Annotated in this window: 9 protein-coding genes; 2 read left to right on the forward strand and 7 right to left on the reverse strand. The window is 35.2% G+C overall.

Going from position 1 to position 18434, the window contains the following annotated elements; translation table 11 throughout:
* The first annotated feature begins 63 nt into the window (after positions 1-63).
* Positions 64-1212, forward strand: a complete 1149-nt coding sequence (locus tag MHI13_RS21445) for an MFS transporter (RefSeq protein WP_002434977.1) — start codon at positions 64-66, stop codon at positions 1210-1212.
* An 8-nt stretch (positions 1213-1220) separates the two neighbouring features.
* Here the strand turns inward: MHI13_RS21445 and MHI13_RS21450 are convergent, their stop codons facing one another.
* Together MHI13_RS21450 and MHI13_RS21455 are read right to left on the reverse strand one after the other, a co-directional pair.
* On the reverse strand, positions 1221-1709 hold the full coding sequence (locus MHI13_RS21450; RefSeq protein WP_002435006.1) for a MepB family protein: 489 nt from the start codon (positions 1707-1709) through the stop codon (positions 1221-1223).
* Between the two features lie 42 nt (positions 1710-1751).
* Positions 1752-2174: a MarR family winged helix-turn-helix transcriptional regulator gene (locus MHI13_RS21455; protein ID WP_002435022.1), complete on the reverse strand. Its 423-nt coding sequence runs from the start codon at positions 2172-2174 to the stop codon at positions 1752-1754.
* Positions 2175-2398: 224 nt separating this feature from the next.
* On the opposite strand from MHI13_RS21455, the gene MHI13_RS21460 reads away from it, so the two are divergent.
* Positions 2399-4057 (forward strand): FAD-binding dehydrogenase, encoded by a 1659-nt coding sequence (locus MHI13_RS21460; RefSeq protein ID WP_002435045.1) that lies wholly within the window; start codon positions 2399-2401, stop codon positions 4055-4057.
* 246 nt (positions 4058-4303) lie between these two features.
* On the opposite strand, the gene MHI13_RS21465 is transcribed toward MHI13_RS21460, so the two are convergent.
* The 5 genes from MHI13_RS21465 to ausA form a co-directional block, all read right to left on the reverse strand.
* Positions 4304-6013: an ABC-ATPase domain-containing protein gene (locus MHI13_RS21465; protein WP_002469843.1), complete on the reverse strand. Its 1710-nt coding sequence runs from the start codon at positions 6011-6013 to the stop codon at positions 4304-4306.
* A gap of 171 nt (positions 6014-6184) precedes the next feature.
* Positions 6185-7525 carry a glucose transporter GlcP gene (locus tag MHI13_RS21470; RefSeq protein ID WP_064210601.1) on the reverse strand — a complete coding sequence of 447 codons (1341 nt, stop codon included), beginning with the start codon at positions 7523-7525 and terminating at the stop codon, positions 6185-6187.
* A gap of 236 nt (positions 7526-7761) precedes the next feature.
* Positions 7762-10092: a YSIRK-targeted triacylglycerol lipase gene (gene lip / locus MHI13_RS21475; RefSeq protein ID WP_064210600.1), complete on the reverse strand. Its 2331-nt coding sequence runs from the start codon at positions 10090-10092 to the stop codon at positions 7762-7764.
* A gap of 365 nt (positions 10093-10457) precedes the next feature.
* The gene (gene ausB, locus MHI13_RS21480; protein WP_002434953.1) at positions 10458-11081 is read right to left on the reverse strand and encodes an aureusimine biosynthesis 4'-phosphopantetheinyl transferase AusB; all 624 of its coding nucleotides are present in this window, start codon (positions 11079-11081) and stop codon (positions 10458-10460) included.
* Positions 11078-18244 carry an aureusimine non-ribosomal peptide synthetase AusA gene (gene ausA, locus MHI13_RS21485; protein ID WP_340761998.1) on the reverse strand — a complete coding sequence of 2389 codons (7167 nt, stop codon included), beginning with the start codon at positions 18242-18244 and terminating at the stop codon, positions 11078-11080. The genes ausB and ausA overlap by 4 nt, the downstream gene beginning before the upstream one ends.
* Positions 18245-18434: the final 190 nt, after the last annotated feature.

Below are 18434 nucleotides of genomic sequence, written 5' to 3' on the forward strand. Positions count from 1 at the left end.
ATATTTAAATACTAACCTTAATTTACATTATTAAAAACTATTTAGTTTTCACAGGAGGTTATTATGAAGAAAATACTAATATTAGCCTTGGGAATGTTTTCATTAGGTATGGATACTTATATCGTCGCAGGCTTAATCCCTGAAATGAGTAGAAGTTTAAATCAATCAAGTACTGCAATCGGACAAGGTGTAACAATATTTACACTTGTATTTGCAATTTCTGCGCCACTATTTTCTATCTTTTTAGCTAAAATTAATGTTAAGCAAACACTTATATTCGCTCTAATCATCTTTATTTTTGCGAACATCATGACATCTTTGGCAGTTAATTTACCTATTTATCTCTTGGCAAGAGCAATTGCTGGAGTAGGTGCAGGCATCTTTTCTCCAATGGCAGTTAGTACAGGCAGTCAATTAGTAGAGAATAAAAATAGAGGGAAAGCTCTTGCAACTGTGGTTGGAGGCATGAGTATAGGTACTGTCATCGGGGTACCTTTAGGTATTCAAATATCAAATTTAACCTCTTGGAGAGTCACTTTATTATTTATTGTCTTAATAAGTACCCTAACGTGTGTACTTATAGCTATTCACTTTAGAGCAATATTTGCCCCGACTCCACCAAGTATCAAAGAAAGATTTAAGCTATTTATACATCCTCATATTATTCGAATAATGACAGTTACAGTGTGTGCAGCAATCGCTAGTTTAGGTTTATATACCTATTTAAGTAAAATTGTTGAACAATATCAAAGTATCTATTCTCTTACTACTTACTTGATGATGTGGGGTATTGGAGGCTTGATAGGAAGCTTTAGTATTGGGTTTATTATAGATAGGTTTAAGTTTACTAACCTAATTGTGCTAAGTATAATGATACTTCTTTTATTTAGCTTCATACTTCTACCTATCTCAATCCACACACCTATCGCGAGCTGCCTCCCTTTTTTACTTTGGGGCGCTATGGGTTGGGCTACACAGGCTCCTCAACAACATATACTTATTAAAAATTATAAAAGTTATGGTGAGACTGCAGTAGCATTAAATAGCTCAGTTAATTACTTGGGAAGTAGTATTGGATCAGCTTTATGTGGTTCATTATTATTTATCACTCACAATATAAACATGCTAGTTTATCTATCTATTTTTATTTGTAGTATTGGTTTATTAGTCCAACTAGCAAATATATTAATAGACAAAAAGCAGTCATTTTAAATTCATATCTACCCATATAACCTTAATATAGTCTGTTTATCAATGTTTTCCGTTAAGTCTATAAAATATTTACTCTGCCATACTTGCGTTTTTAGGGCAGTAGAATTTAAGTGTGTGACCCAACTAGGATAAACTCTAAAAGCCATTTTACCTTTCTTAAAATGATTACTTAATATCTCTCGTTTTAATAATTCATCTTTTGGAAAGATAAATTGGCCAAGTTTGTCCTTATCAATCACATTTACTATTAATTTCTCAGGAAAATTAGCATACTCAAATGGTTGATTAACTGACATCGAATCTTTAGTCCATAATGTTACGAAATATCCCTGTTTTTTATTCGTTTTCTTAGCTAATCTGCTTTTACATTTTATATGATTAATACTCAAATCAAGTGCTTCATATTCTTTATTCCATTTTTCATTAGCATATATTTCAAAGTTTATATTCAAATTTCTCACTAAATCTTCCATCAATTGAACAGACTTAAATGTCATTTACAGTCGCACCTTTTGTTTAATAATTAACGCTATTATGGCTTAAGATAAATTAGCACGTTTAGCTCTTTGTATTTGTCGTTCAATACTTTCGATATCGACTTTGCTAATTAACTTTCTATAATCTTTCATGAGTTGTTGAACAATAGAATTGCCTTTGTCTGTAAGATAAATATACGTCGCGCGTTGATCTTCATCACTCATATCCTTACATATTAATGCTTTCTTCGGAGATCGCAGTCGATCTATGAGACGCGACATCGCACTCTGACTCAATTTCACTTCTTTAATTAAATCATTAATTTTATACTTTTTATCTTGCGCTTTATATAATTCATGAAGTACATAGAACTCTCTTAAACTAACACCATAGTTTTGTTTGAAATTACGCTCAATCATGTCCTCGATGTATCGAAAATATTCTGTAACTTCAACCCACTCGTCTATTCCGTTGATTTGTGTCATTCTTGCACCTCCATTGATGTCTTTAGTTGGTTAATTCTTATTATACATTGTTGCTTCTTTTGTAGAAATAAACATGGATTATTTTATTCATTTGAAAATGAAGTTCACAATAGTGGTGTTCATTTTCATATAAAGGTTATGCGTCAGGGGAACTTAATGATAAAATATGTGTTAACTTGTGCATATTACATATAAAAATCGAAAATTCATAAAGGAGTATATTCATGACTAAAACTGTACATATCATCGGTGCCGGTTTAAGTGGTCTCGTAGCTGCAACGGAACTTCTTAAGAAGGGATACCATGTGACTTTAATCGACCAAGAACCTAGACAAGCTATTGGTGGCCAAGCATACTGGTCATTCGGAGGCTTATTCTTAGTCAATTCAAAAGTGCAACGTCGTTATGGTGTCAAAGATTCTTATGAATTAGCACTCAATGACTGGTTAGGCTCAGCACAGTTTGACCGTCTTGATGGCGAGGACTATTGGGCTGAACAATGGGCAAAAGCTTATGTTAAATTCGCAACATATGAAAAGGAAGACTACTTAAATCGTATGGGCGTTAAATTAACTCCAATTCTAGGTTGGGCTGAACGTGGTGGTGCTTCAGCATCGGGTCACGGTAATTCAGTTCCTCGTTTCCATATTACATGGGGAACAGGCCCTGGACTTGTAGAACCATTTAGTAATTATGTTCTTCAACAAGAGCAAGAAGGTCGCGTCACTTTCTTACCTAGACATCAAGTCACATCTATCGACATTGAAGATAATCAAGTACGCTATATCTCTGGAAATATTCTCGAAGATAGTGATGTTGAACGTGGCGCCCCTTCCTCTCGACAAGTGATTGATACATTTTCATATGATGTAGAACATCTTGTTATTACATCAGGTGGCATTGGCGCAAATATCGAATTAATTAAGAAGTATTGGCCTAAACGTCTAGGCCAAGCCCCTGAACATATGATTCAAGGTGTGCCAGACTCTACTGATGGACGTTTGATTGGTATTTCTGAAAATGCAGGCGTCAACATCGTTAATAAAGATCGTATGTGGCATTATACAGAAGGCGTTAAAAACCATAGTCCAATTTGGACTCAACATGGGATTCGTATCATTCCTGGTCCTTCATCAATGTGGTTTGATGCTGAAGGACATCGTATGTCTGCACCAGATTATCCTGGTTTTGACACTTTACACACGTTGGAAACTATTATGAAAACAGGATATGACTATTCATGGTTTATTTTGACTGAAGATATCATTAAAAAAGAGTTTGTGTTATCAGGTTCAGAACAAAATCCAGATTTAACTAACAAAGACATTCAGTTGTTAATTAAAGAGCGATTAAGCAAACAAGCGACTTCACCAGTGAATGCATTTATGGAAAAAGGTGAAGACTTTGTGGTTGCCGATGATTTAGGCACGCTCGTTAAGAAAATGAATGAACTCGTAGATGGTGATCTTTTAAAATACGAAGATATTAAAGCTGAAATTAAATCACGTGATTTGCAAATTACCAATTCATTTAGTAAAGACCCTCAAGTAGCATTTATTCATAATGCACGACAGTTTTTAGGAGATAAAATTGTACGAACTGCAAAACCTAAACCTTTCCTAAGTAATCAAAGTGGTAAATTAATTGCAGTAAAACTTAACATTATTAGTCGTAAAACACTAGGTGGTATTCAAACCGATTTAGATGGACGTGCTATCAACCAACAAAGTGAACCTATACAAGGTTTATATGCTGCTGGTGAAGCATCTGGCTTTGGTGGCGGTGGTCTTCACGGTTATCGTGCACTTGAAGGTACGTTTTTAGGTGGTTGTATCTTTAGTGGTATTAGAGCCGCTGAAGGTATAGATAAACATAACATATAATATTTTGAAATTATGGTTACTCATTTAGGATATGGGTAACCTTTTTTTAGATTTTATACCCCTCGAATTTGTATTTCGCTATTTTGCTTACATTTTGAGATGTTATTTTCGCAATAATTTAATTTAATAAGTCATATCTACGATGCGAAAAACCGAGCGATAAATAGCATACATAATGGACCATAAAAAGCGTATTGTTAATTTACTCAACATAGTGAGACTTAACAATACGCTTAATCATTATCTCTATTCAGTTTTATCGCTACGAATGTGTAATCCTCTATATCTATTAATTGTACCTATCAACTCTTGTTTACGTGGTAAGGCTAAATTACCTGGGTGACCTTGATGATGTGAAACAACTTCTAAACCTTGTGCTTCAATACGTTGATATAAACGATCTGTTGCTTCAATCAATGTATCAGTATCGTTGAGTAATTCGTTGTTAAGATAATCTAACATCATTGCTAAACTATTAGTCTGGCTATCATCGACAAGTTGCTCTAAACCAGAGATTTGAATAGGTTCTTTACCATAAGTAACTGCATGAAGCCCTTTAGCTTTAAAACGACCATCTTTGCCTTTCTTATTGAAGCTAGATTTAAGAGGGACTCTAGACGGAATGCTACCAAATTCACTATTGGACATATCAAGTCTTTCATATCCTGTAGATTGTGCGATGTCTTTTGCCTCAACTGTCACATCTTTCAAATGATATTCATCCATCATTAATACTTGGTCAGCTACATCAAAATAATCTCCTGAGCCACCAACAATAAGAATTGTTGAGACATCGTAATCCTCGTATAATGGTTTAACTTTATTTGAAAATGGTGTAATCGGTTCTTTCTCAGGAGCAATCAACTTTTGCATACGTCCGTCTCGAATCATAAAGTTCGTCGCAGATGTATCTTCATCGATAAGTAAAAGCGATGTCTGAGCTTCTAAAGCCTCCATCACATTTGCTGCTTGAGACGTACTGCCACTTGCATTTTCTGTTGAGAATTCCGTAGTATCTTTCTTACCTGGCAAGTGATCGATAAATGGTTGAATATTGACTTTCTCAATACTTCTGCCATCTTCAGCACGAATCTTCATCGCATCATGTTGTGTGATGACATACTCTCTACCATCTCCATCTATGTGATTATATACACCACGCTCAAGTGCTTCGAGTAATGTGGATTTACCATGATAACCGCCACCTACGATTAAAGTAATTCCTTTAGGTATGCCCATACCTTTAATAGATTTTCCACTAGGTAAGTCTAATTGAATCTCAAATTTTTCTGGGCTTTGAAACTGAATAGCGTGGTGCATAGGACGGTCAGATACTCCACTTTGTCGAGGTAAAATTGCGCCGTTAGCAACAAATGAAACTAGGTTGCGTTTGTCTAATTCTTCTCGAATATACATCTGATCTTTAATAAGATTAACTTGATCTTGAAGTTTAGAATGGTCAAGATGTTGATAGTGTAATGCTTGATCAACAATTTCTGGTAAGGTATCGATAATTGTATGTGCAGCTGCTTTACCAAGAATTTTACGGCCTGCTGCAGGTAATCCCACTTCGATACGCGCTTCAATGTCAGTATCATTAATCACCACAGAGGTACGCTCTAACATCTCTTGTCCACAGCGATCGATTTGTATCTTCCCGAATTTTTTATCCTTTTTTGTTAGCTCTCTCACCTTATTGTGCACTGCTCGCGTTAAGAAATCACTCACAGCAATACGTTTATATTTGTCATCTAATAATTGATCAGGTATGCCTGCCTCATCCCTAGCTACGATACATCTCATTTTAGAAGGTGGTGCAAACGGATCGACTTGTACATGGTCTATAGCAAGTCTAAATTGATCGAATTCATACACACCTTTCGTACGTTTATAGGCACCATATTTTTGCCCATCTAATGACTTTAAAGTGCGTTCTAGCGCTTGAGCACTTTTCAAGATAGACACCTCCATTCAATATATTTCCAACTTTCATTTTTTACCCTGAACATGAAAACTATTAAACGTTCTTTTCATTAATAATAATTAAACTATGCGCGCATACTTAAAATTAAAAAAACACTCCAAGTTCTCAATCATAAATTGAAAACGGAGTGTAATTTAGATGTTTTAATGTGTTTTAGCGCCTGTACGTTCGCGTAAATCATGTTCAATTTCTTCAAGACTACGTCCACGTGTTTCAGGTAAGAATTTAATAACAAATAGCATTGCAAGTATACCAATTACAGCGAAGATTAAGAAGACCCATTCGGTACTTAACGCATCGCTTAAAATTGGGAATAGTAATGACACAATTAATGTACCAATATTAAGCACTAATGCTGAGATACCAGTTGCTGCACCGCGAGCGCGCATAGGGAAAAGCTCTGGTAACATGACCCATAACACAGGTCCCCAAGAAATACCGAAGAAAACGATAAATAGAGATAAACATAAGATAATAATCCACGCTGACGATGCTATACCTATTGTCCAAATCAATACTGCCATGATGATAAGTGATGCAATCATCCCAATATTACCAATGACTAATAATTTCTTACGGTCAATTTTATCAACTACAAATAATGCTGCAATTGTAACAAGAACATTAATTATACCTATACCAACTGAACCTAAAATAGATGCCGCTTCACCTAAACCAGCCTTAGCGAAGATTGATGAAGAATAGAAGATAACCGCATTAATACCGATAAATTGTTGGAATATCGCAAAGATACAACCTACAATAAGTGTTCTACCTAACCAAGGAGATTTTATTACTGACCATGATGATTCAGCAATAGCTGAGATTTCTTTCATTTCCTTAAGCTCTTTTTCAATTTCGCTATCATCATAAGTAATCTTCATAACTTTACGAGCCGCTTCTTCGCTTCTATTTTCAAGTAACCATCTTGGACTTTCAGGCATAAAGTAAATTCCAATAAGTAGAATCACTGATGGTACAACTGCTAAACCAAGCATCCAACGCCAACCTTCAATATTGGCGAATGCATAGTTCACAAGATATGCTGCTAAAATACCAATAGTAATCATTAATTGGTTTAATGAACCGAGTGAGCCACGATATTCTGTAGGGGCCATTTCAGTTAGATACACTGGTACTGTAGACATAGAACCACCGACTGCTATACCAATAATCAATCGTCCCACAATTAGAAGTGCAAGATTTGTAGAGAATGCAAGTGTTAATGCACCAATAATGAAGACGACGGCAATTAACATTACTAGACGACGACGTCCTAATTTATCGGCTAATGGACCACTACTTCCTGCCCCGATAATGGCACCAATTAACATGGATGATACGACAATCCCTTCTGTCGTACTGTTAAGAGGTATATCTTTATGTATAAAAAGTAATGCACCAGAGATTACACCGTTATCATAACCGTATAATAAACCTCCTAATGCTCCCAATATGAATATTAAATACTTATTCACTTTCATGTAAATCATCCCTTTTTTAAAAACTAAAACAATTATACGCCTAAAATGAAAGCGTTTCAATTTATAATTTATTAAAATTTAATTACGACTAGTTTATTTAGTCTTTTAGATATTAAATATCATTAGACACAATATATCGTGTTGTTTGATTGCGATCTTCATATAGCTTCTTTTACATAAAAAAACACGCCGAAGATAAAGGTCCTCTCTATCAACGACGTGCATATATTGAAACGTTATTTATCTGTTACTTTCTCATTTTGAACAATTTCTTCAGCAATGCTGTCCCAGAATGCTCTTAAATCATTTACTGAAATACGTGCTTCTGTACCATCTGATCCAACGAAATCACCGTGATCCCATTCATGTTTTACAGGCATTACTTGCCATACACCTTTTTTAATATCTTTCGTTGCAGGTGTGTATGCTTGGTTAAATGGATGTTGTGCTGAAACAACTGAAACTAAGCCATCATTCACTCTCCATTCTTTTTCAGGAACTTTACCAATCACATTGCCTGTAACGATATAGGACATACCCATATTAATATCAGCTTTTTGTCTACCATTCAATGCTGGTCTTGTTGATTCCCCACTGTATGTTTTATATACAATATTTGGATTGAGTGACGTATGGTGATTTAACTTACTTGTACCTTCACGACTTAAATCATAGAATGCATTATCTTTCGTTTTCCATATCTTACTAGTATTCTTAACACGTTTTAGATATTCAGCATTCGTTTCATCGTCTCTTTGAACAAGACCCCATTGTTTTAAACCTACGTCAACTTTTGAATGTTTACTACCTTGGAATTTAGCGTAATCATATGCAAGTTGGCGAATAAATGGTTCGTTGCCGATATCAGCTGCATGAGTACCATTGTGTGGTGCTGCTAATGTCGTGATTGAAGAAACCATGTTATCTTGGCCACCTTTATATAAAGGAGAAATGTCGCCACCGTGTTTCTTTTGATATTTAACTTCTTCAGGATTACCTTTTCGAAGCATTTCTTCTAGTAAACGAACAGTCTGTCCACCCATACTATGACCAATTAAATGAATTTTTTGACCAGGCTTCCAATCGCGATACGCCCCAGCATATGTTTTACCATAACGATCATGACCGTATTTAGCAGCATGTGCAGCACCGTAATCAACTGTACCACCTTTAATATAGTAATATAATTCCACGGCTCTATCATAATTACTGCCAAATGCACTCACGCTCGCTTCACTAACGTTGTAACCTTTAGCTCTTAACTCTTGTGTAAGTTTAATTCGGTTACCGCCCCAGTAGTTATGACCTAGTACTGGACCATTATCTGCAGTATATCCGTTGAAGCCATGAACAAGTATGATTGGATCATGGTTTTTATATTGAATTTGTGGGAAGGATTTATCGCCTTGCTTTTTAACCTTTGTTTCAGCTTGTTGTGCTGATTTCTTTTTAGGTGTAGCAATCGCATTGCGTGTTAACGTATTTAATCCTTTTTTAGATTGATCATCTTTGTCACTAGGTGAAGGATGGTCTGTCGCTTTATCATTCTTTAAATCATTTACTTTAAGTTGTTTATCTTTTGCATCTTTTTGAGACGAATTAAATTGTTGATCATTATTTAAAGCTTCTACCGGAGCTTCTTTTTCTGCAACATCACTTTGTTGTTCATTATCTTTAGATTGCTGTGTTGTTTCACGATTTAATTCTTTATTTTGAGTTGAAGATGATACTTTATGATTACGTTGCTCTGGTTGAGTTTTATTTGTTTTATCTTTGTCGTTATTAGGTGTTGTTTCATCAGCTTTATTATTTTGAGAAGACTCTGATGTATTTTCATATGAAGATGCTTGATCTTTTAAGTCCTCAGATGTTGTTTGCTCTTTTTCATTATCTGATTGAGTATCTTCAGATTTTGAAGTTTCCTCATTATTTCGAACCTTTGCTACTTCTGAACTTGACTCTTGTGTTGTTGTATTAGCATTTTCATCTAAATTTTGCTGTTTATTATCTTGATTTTCTTTTGCAGGTGTCGTTTCAGCTGCACTTTCCTGCTTATTTACTGTATCTTGTTGAGTTTTACTTTCTTGTCCATCATTATTTTCAGATGATTGCTTTTGTAAATTAGATTGATTAATATCTTGTTTTGATTGTTTATCTTCTGTAGTTTGATTATCAACTGGTTGTCCTTTTGATTGATCTTTATCTGTCTGTTCCGAAGTAGATTGATCTGTCGTTAGGTCTTCATTAGATTGATTATCATTGTTTGATAGATGGTTCGCAGTGTTTGTTTGCGCTTGGTTTTGTGTTTCATCTTTATGTATAGCTGATGAAGTATCATTCTTAGTTTCTACTGTTTGGCTATCTTTTTGATCATTCGTTTGTGGCTCACTTAAATTTTCATTATCTGCCCCGTGTGATTGTGCTGTATGACTTTCAGAATTCCCTTGTACATCCTGTTCTGCCGCGTGTGCAGCGCCGCCCCCAATAAATAACATCGATGCGACAATGATTGAAGACGCACCAACACTTAATTTACGAATACTGTAAGAGTTCTTTCTGTTTTTCATTTTTTAGCACCTCAGTTTTAGTTTTTAGTTTAGAAGCTTGCTTTAAACGAAAATATTTACGATAGCGCGTGGAATTAACTCAAATATTTTACTCAACCATGCTTTTATCATCTTCATACTCCTTTCTATTGAAAGTACCTTACAAACACCTAAAGGCACCCTTATCATAAAATACGAACATTAAGCTAGCATGAAGTTACTTTTACATCTTGTTAAAGACATACAAAAAGACACTTCCTATTACCTCAAATAGAAAGTGTCTTTGATAAAATTCTATGATTTATAATTTAGACGTACAGCTGCACGTTATTGTATAAGTATTAAGTTGAATAAAGAAGTATGGATGACTTTTCAATTACTAGTGATTAAAATAAACAATCTAGTGATTTTTTAACTATCTCATGTTTACGGCTATGATTTGAACACAAGTGAATCATTCTATCTTGGCATATATATTCTTGAAAGAACACCTTGTCATCTTGATAGTATAAGGGCTGTGTTACGTCATAAACATCTAAGCCTTTGAGTAACCCTTCTCCTATCAATTTCGTATAACTTTCTTTTTTCGTCCAAATTGTATAAAAATCTTTTAATTGTCGTACTTGGTTAAATTCATTTACGGAAAATTGTGTAGCCAAGTTTAAATAATTCAAATCTTTAAGTTCTTCAATATCGACGCCTACTGGATGTTGATCAATGGCGCATACAATATACGGAAAACTGTATGAAAGGTTCACATTAATATGTTTCCTACTTTGAATCTCAATCTTACCATTCTTTGTAACATGATACTTCCACTGATTTATGTTCAGACCATAACATTGCTCGATACAGTACTGAATCAACATATCTCCTATTTGATGCATGACACGATCTTTTTTAAAACGATATTTTGAACGTTCAGGTTTCTTTAATTGTCGATATGATTGAAATAAACGATGTTCAATATTTGTTATGTCATCATTTATTTTCGTTAAAAATAGTGTCATTCATGTTCCTCAGATTCTTTAAATTTTTCAATGAGTAAATCTCTCCAAGCACGTAACCATTGAGAATTGACATGAGGCCATCCGTCACCTAACTGTGCTATAACATGTTGGGTCATCTCAGATTCGATTTGTGCGGGAACTTGGGTTGTATCTCCACTACTTAAACCGATAACCTCATGCATACCATTATTAAGTAACATTTGTTCAAATTCCTCGTCATTAATGATATTCATCTGAGTTTGTTTTGCATTCTCTAATACGCTTTGCATAGTTCTCGTATGAGGAGAATAAATATGATAAATAATTGATTGCGCTTGGGATGCAGCAATCTTCACAACATGACGTGCGGTAATATCAATAAATGATAAGTCTACAGATGTTTTACCGAAATATTCTCCAATAGATGATATTTTTAATAATTCATGCATCATGATTGAAAAACGGTTTGTCGTAAGATTTGTCATGTTTAGCGCACCAGAATAAGCACTTGTTAAATTCCCTAGTCTCATAATTTGAGCATCTAAACCATCATTAACCGCTTCTAAAACTTTGATTTCACTATAGAATTTACTTTTTGTATAAGGTGATGTAAATAATTGTTGTTTATAAACATCTTTTTCAGAAAAAACCTTATCCTCGGTGTGGACATCAAAGACTGCTCCAACACTAATTGTCGAAATGTATATAAATTTCGCTTGATGTTGATGTGCTAGAGCTAATAAAGCTTCGGTACTCTGTACGTTTACGTGAATAAAGTTTTCATCATCTCCGAAATGATCTGTACGCGCCCCAGCATGAATGATTGTATCAATTGTATCTTCAACGTTAAATGCATCTAAGTTTGCTAAGTCTCCTAGAACTACCTCTACCTTATCCATGAGTTCTTCAACTTTATCTGCCTCGAAGTAGCTAAGTAAATTCGCTTCAACTTTAGCACGTGCATCTTTGATATCTTGACCTCTTACTAAGCATGTCACTTTAGTAGCTTGGTCTTGTAACTCATTAATTAGATATGCACCTAAGAAACCAGTACCTCCAGTAAGGAGAACTCTTCCAAGCGAGTTTTGAGTCTCATTACTTACATTCAATTGGTAACGACGTTTGACTAATGCTTGAAGTTGAGACAAGTGATCTGGAAGTTCAACTTCCACTAGCTCTTTTCCGCCTTCAAAGACTTCTGCCAAATGTCTTATTGATTTATATTGATATATATCTTGCATAGTGAGATTTATATCATGAGATTTAAGCTTAGATACCGCAACCATCGCATCTAGTGACGTACCACCTATTTCGAAGAAGTCATCGTCTATGCCTATCGTCGGAAGCTCTAACACGTCAGCAAATATTGAAGCGAATTGGCGTTCCATATCATTTCTAGGTTCTACATATCCATTTCTTTGAATTTGTGGACGAGGTAATTTTGATTCATCTACTTTATCATTACGTGTTAACGGAATAACATCAATTGCTGTGACAGTTTTTGGAATCATGTACTTAGGTAAGTATTGATTTAACTGTCTTACGATGTCTGACTTAATGTCTTTATCGCCTACATAATAGGCATGTAGAACTTCATGTTCTCCTTGTTGATCAACGATAACTACGCTATCAGAAACGCCCTCTACTAAATTGATAATGTTTTCGATTTCTCCAAGTTCAATACGGTAACCATTGACTTTAACTTGATTATCTATTCGCCCCATAAATTCAATTTGACCATCATGTGTATATCTTGCAAGGTCACCACTGCGATATAATTTGCCTTCACCAAATGGATTATCTATGAAAGATTCAGCAGTAAGTTCAGGTCGATTCAAATAACCAGCCGTTAAACTTTCACCTGCGATACACAATTCTCCTGAAACACCTACACCACACAATTGCATACCCGATAAAATGTATACTTGAATGTTAGCTAAAGGTTGTCCTATAGGTATTGTTGATGGAATAGGCTCACCTTTAGTGTATGACCAGTTTGAAGCAATCACTGTGGATTCAGAAGGTCCATACGCATTAAAGTACGTATCGCAATGCTCTGAAATATGACGCACAAACGTTGGAGTACTTGTTGCACCACCAGTAATTAACTTAGGTATATAGAAATCTTCCATTACGTTACAAACTTGAAGTGGTATAGATGCAACCGTAATACGTTCTCTTTCAATCAGTCGTTGTAGCTGCTCTGTATCAGTACGTTCTTCATTGTTTGCAATCACAAGTGTATAACCATTTAACAGACTGCAATAGATATCCATCGCAGATGCATCGAAGACGTAATTCGCATATTGAATAAACGTTTCATCTTCCGATAGTTCAAGTCTCTCTGTCCAAGCATTTACCAAGTTTAAGACATTACGTTGTCTTACGGCCACACCTTTAGGCATGCCAGTTGTTCCAGATGTGTAAATGCTATAAAGTTCATCTTCTAGACTACCCTCATATTCTGAAAATGACTTTTCAACGGGCGATTCTTTATCGATAGACTCTAATGCAATCGTTAATAGGTTAGAATCAAACTCCTTACCATAAGTTAAAATGGCTGACACTTGAGCATCTTCAATCATTAACTCAATACGTTTATCAGGATGCGTGATATCAATTGGAACATATGATGCACCTATCTTCCATGATGCAATCATACTCGCAATCATTTCAAAGCTTCTATCTACTAATAATGCAACTCGCTCTCCATATGTCACTCCATTTTTCATAAGCTCATTGGCTATACGATTTGCATAATGATTTAATTCATCATACGTCATTAACTGCCCGTTCATTTTCAGTGCAATCTCATCTTTCTTCTCATTAACTACATGATTGAATAATTGCTGTAGGGAATTATTTTCCGGGAAATATAGGGTATGATGATTAACATTTGTTTCAACCCATTCCAGCATATCCGGAGATTCTTGAATATCTTGAATTTTTAAAGCTTGAGTAGATGTCACATGTTGGATGATATTTTCAAGCTGGTAAGCAAGATTATGAATCGTCTCTTCCGCATATAAATCTGTATTATATTCAATATTAACCACATAGTCGTCTCGATCTTCCTCAATGATAAACGACAAGTCAAATTTAGCTGTTGTCGTTTGAGGTGGAATGTGCGTCAGTTGACTATGTCCAAAGTTAGCATGGTTTGTTTCGTTATTTTGTAATACAAGCATTACGTCGAATAACGGATTACGCGAAGCATCTCGTTCATCCATCAAATCGTTAACAAGGCTTTCAAATGGATACTCTTGATGTTCATACGCACCAAGACTTGTTTCTTTCACTTCAGACATCAATTGTTCCCATGTTTTATCGTTCGTTGGATGGCCACGGTAAAGTAGTGTATTCGCAAACATACCAAGCATATTTTCAGTGTCACGATGAGTGCGGGCACTTATAACGCTCCCTATGACAATGTCATCTTGGCGTGTATATTTATGAAGCAATACCATTATTGCACTTGCAAAGAACATGAAATCAGTCATTTGATGTTTCTCCACATAATTTTGCAACTGTGATTTTAAGTTCTTATCAAAATGGAACGTCAACATTTGACCATGTGTCGTCTTAATACTAGGTCTTGGATAATCTGTTGGCATATTTAATACAGGTACACCATCTTCAAATTGTTGTAACCAATAGCGACGTTGAATAGATAAATCTCGATGAGCCATCCATTCACTATAATCTTTATATTGCAGTGATAGATTAGGAAGTGCTTTTTCTTGATATAAAGCATTTAAATCTGCTAATAAAATCGTATTACTCATACCGTCATTGATACTGTGATGCGTATCCATAAACAGATAATCCTCATGTGGACCATGGATATATCTTACACGCATTTGACTAGGTTGCTCTAAATTAAACGGTTGCATAAAGGCCTGAATAATTTGTTGTTCATCTGTAAGTCGTGTCGTCACTTCTTTAAAATCAGCAGCAACATTGTCTGCTACTCTTTGTTTCACTTCATTGCCATCCACTATATATTGAGTCCTTAAAATTTCGTGACGTGCAATAAGTTGGTTCAACGCTCGCTTCAATTGCTCTACGTTTAATTCAGAAGACAATCGCCATAAGAACGGAATATTATAAACAGTGTCTTCAGGATTGACACTCCACAATAAGTACATACTTTTTTGAACAGCACTTAATTCGTATTGCTCAGCTCTTTGCGCTTTAGGTATGACTTCATAGTCTTCATTTTGCATTTCCATAATGTGTTGACTTAATTGTTCAACAGTCGGTAATTTCATAATATCTCCGACTTTTAAACGTTTCTTAAGTTGGGATTCGATACGATTCACAACTAACGTTGCACGCAATGAGTGCCCACCAAGTTCAAAGAAATTATCTTTAATACCTACTTGGTCGACATGTAAGATATCTTCAAAGATTTGACATATAATACGTTCACCCTCATTACGCGGTGCCACATAGTTTGATAAATCAACTCTATCAATATCCGGTAAAGCTCGCTTGTCTAATTTACCATTGATAGTGATAGGTATTTTATCTATTTTCATGAAATGAACTGGAATCATATATTGTGGCAATGTTTCACTTAACACTTCTTTCAAGTGACTTGTCGATTGAGATTGTTGCGCTTCATAATATGCCACAATTTGTTTATCTTGTTCCTCTTCACGCACAATAACGACTGCTTTATTAATATCTCTAATCGCTTCAATTGCTTTTTCAATTTCTGATAGTTCAATTCTAAAGCCACGAATTTTAACTTGCTTATCGATACGACTGAGATAATCTATATGACCGTCTTCTTGAAGACGTACTAAATCCCCACTGCGGTATAGGCACTCATTTTCAAAGGGAGAGGTGATAAACCTTTCAGCAGTGAGCTCTGGTTGATTTAAATATCCCTTCGCCAGACCAGCGCCTCCTATGCATAATTCCCCAGGCACACCTACACCACATAAGTGCTCGCCTTGCATCACGTAAACCGTTGTTCCATTAATTGGTTGACCAATAGGAATTCGATTTGGCATCTCATCAGGTATCGCATAAGTCGTCGTGAATGTCGTATTCTCTGTTGGACCATAACCGTTAATGATTTGAGGATGGCGTTGACGTGAGTTTAATAGATTCACCCATTTCGCATTTAGCACCTCACCACCAATTAATAGATACGTTAAGGGTTCTAGCGCCTCGATACGTTCACTTGCAATTTGATTGAAAAGGGATGACGTTAACCACATCGTGTTGACTTGTTGATTCACAATCGTTTGACCTAATTGAACAGGATTAAGTAAAGTATCTTTCGACGTTAACACTAAACATCCACCATTTAATAGCGCACCATAAATTTCAAATGTGGCAGCATCAAACGCTACAGTTCCCGATAATAAAATGACCGTTTGATTATTTAATTCAACATAATTAGGTTCATGAACTAAACGATCAATCCCTCTATGAGGAACCACTGTCCCTTTAGGCTTACCTGTTGTACCTGAAGTATAAATGATGTATGCAGTATCCTCATCAGTGTTGATATGACTTGGATTGTCAGTTTCCGCTTCGTCGCCCTTCCAATCAAATGTGTCTAGTTCAATTTGAGGAATGTCAGATTGTAATGTCGCATGATATGTCACGATTGCTTTAGGCTGTGCATCTTCAATAATAAAGGTTGTTCTATCTTCCGGATAATCTGGATCAATCGGTAAGTATCCAGCGCCTGCCTTTAAAATACCTAACATGCCTATAACCATTTCGATACTTCGTTCTGCCAAGAGCGCGATAATATCATTGGGCTGTACATGATAAGTGTGTCGCAAATATTGTGCCAAGCGATTCACGTGGTGGTTTAATTCCGCATATGTCATGGATTGTTGTTCATATTGCAATGCTATTTGATTTGGATACTGTTCTACTTGATATTCAAAACGTTCCATTACCGTTTGATAATGTGATGAACTTGTTGAATGGTTGATGTTTTGATAGATTTCAAAATCATTTTCATTACATAATTCTATATCTTTAATTATCTTTGAAGGATTATGTGTTAATTGCATATTAATACTTCTAATTAAACTAACTAATGTTTGAATCGTTAGCTCATCATAGGCATTTGTATTGTATACAATATCAAAGCCTTGGTGAGGACGTGGATATATTTCTATGTCAGCTAATAAAGAACTATCACTATGCAATCGATGTACTTTATGTTCGGTGTGATTTAACTCAAAGTATTCGTTAAATTGCGTTGCATGTATGATTGTTTCGAATTCCATATCACTTGCATTAGGTTCACTTAAGAAACCTGTCCCGTTGGCTTTCATATCATCTATCGCTAATTCCCATTCATTCATAATTACGTCTGCAGAAAGCGTAGTGTCTATATTTAAACTCAGTGGTGCTACAAGTGTGTTAAGTAACATCATATCGTCAGTTTTGTCATATTCCATTGGAAAATGAATTCCCAACGTCACTTGATTAGACTGACTCAAAAAGTAGTTTGCTAAATAAGTGCTTGTAACTAGACGAGTCATATCAAATGATTCAAGATCTACACTTGTATGTTCAACTTGTGGTTGTTCTGAATTTCGTTTTATAGGCATGTATGATTCACAATCTTGATCGGCATGAGCCATTTCAAAGTGATTTAAATGCTGTTGATTGTCCTCATTTGAAGCATCAGTCGCTACATTCATTTCTTTAATCATGTGATAAAAGTCCGATACAGTATGTTCATGAAATAGACCATAGCTATACGCGATATTTAGTTGTTTAAAGAAATCATCTAACTGGCTATCATTGAAAATCATGGAATGGAAATCTAAAAGTAAGAACGTTTCATCTAAAAATTGATAAATTGTAAAATTAAATAGAGGTAATTGATTGAAATAGTAGGAATTCAACTCTTGGTTGAGGTAAGTCGTGATATCAACTTTTTTAGAACATTGATTCACTTCTTTAATCTGAATAAATGGGAAAAATTCTCGCACATTGATGCGCAATTGGTCGTTACAATGCTTGAATGTCGCCCTCAACTGCGGCTGATGTTGTACTACATCTAGCAGTGCATACATCAATCGATGACGCTCGATATCTTGATCTAATCGAACCCAGTACGTCACCCTCTTTGTAGTTGAAGTTGATTGTAAATATTTTTGATAAAAATAGTGTTGAAAATGCAATGTTTCAATAGTCATTCAAGTCCTTCTTTCGTACTCATACTTTATAATACTCACTAACAAATAACTTACATATATTCTCTAGATAAGCTATATATTAGTACATTCAAAGGTTTGAAAACAATTACTAAAGTGAATTTTTTACAAAATCTTAATAAATATATTTTATTTTTAATCACGAGCAATTTAGTAGGTTATAAAATTCACA

The sequence above is a fragment of the Staphylococcus sp. FSL K6-0223 genome (assembly GCF_038008285.1).

Coding starts and splice junctions, on each gene's coding strand:
- ausB (WP_002434953.1), bottom strand. CDS start 11,081: ATGACACTATTTTTAACGAAAATAAATGATGACATAACAAATATTGAA.
- MHI13_RS21450 (WP_002435006.1), bottom strand. CDS start 1,709: ATGACATTTAAGTCTGTTCAATTGATGGAAGATTTAGTGAGAAATTTG.
- MHI13_RS21455 (WP_002435022.1), bottom strand. CDS start 2,174: ATGACACAAATCAACGGAATAGACGAGTGGGTTGAAGTTACAGAATAT.
- MHI13_RS21470 (WP_064210601.1), bottom strand. CDS start 7,525: ATGAAAGTGAATAAGTATTTAATATTCATATTGGGAGCATTAGGAGGT.
- ausA (WP_340761998.1), bottom strand. CDS start 18,244: ATGACTATTGAAACATTGCATTTTCAACACTATTTTTATCAAAAATAT.
- MHI13_RS21460 (WP_002435045.1), top strand. CDS start 2,399: ATGACTAAAACTGTACATATCATCGGTGCCGGTTTAAGTGGTCTCGTA.
- lip (WP_064210600.1), bottom strand. CDS start 10,092: ATGAAAAACAGAAAGAACTCTTACAGTATTCGTAAATTAAGTGTTGGT.
- MHI13_RS21445 (WP_002434977.1), top strand. CDS start 64: ATGAAGAAAATACTAATATTAGCCTTGGGAATGTTTTCATTAGGTATG.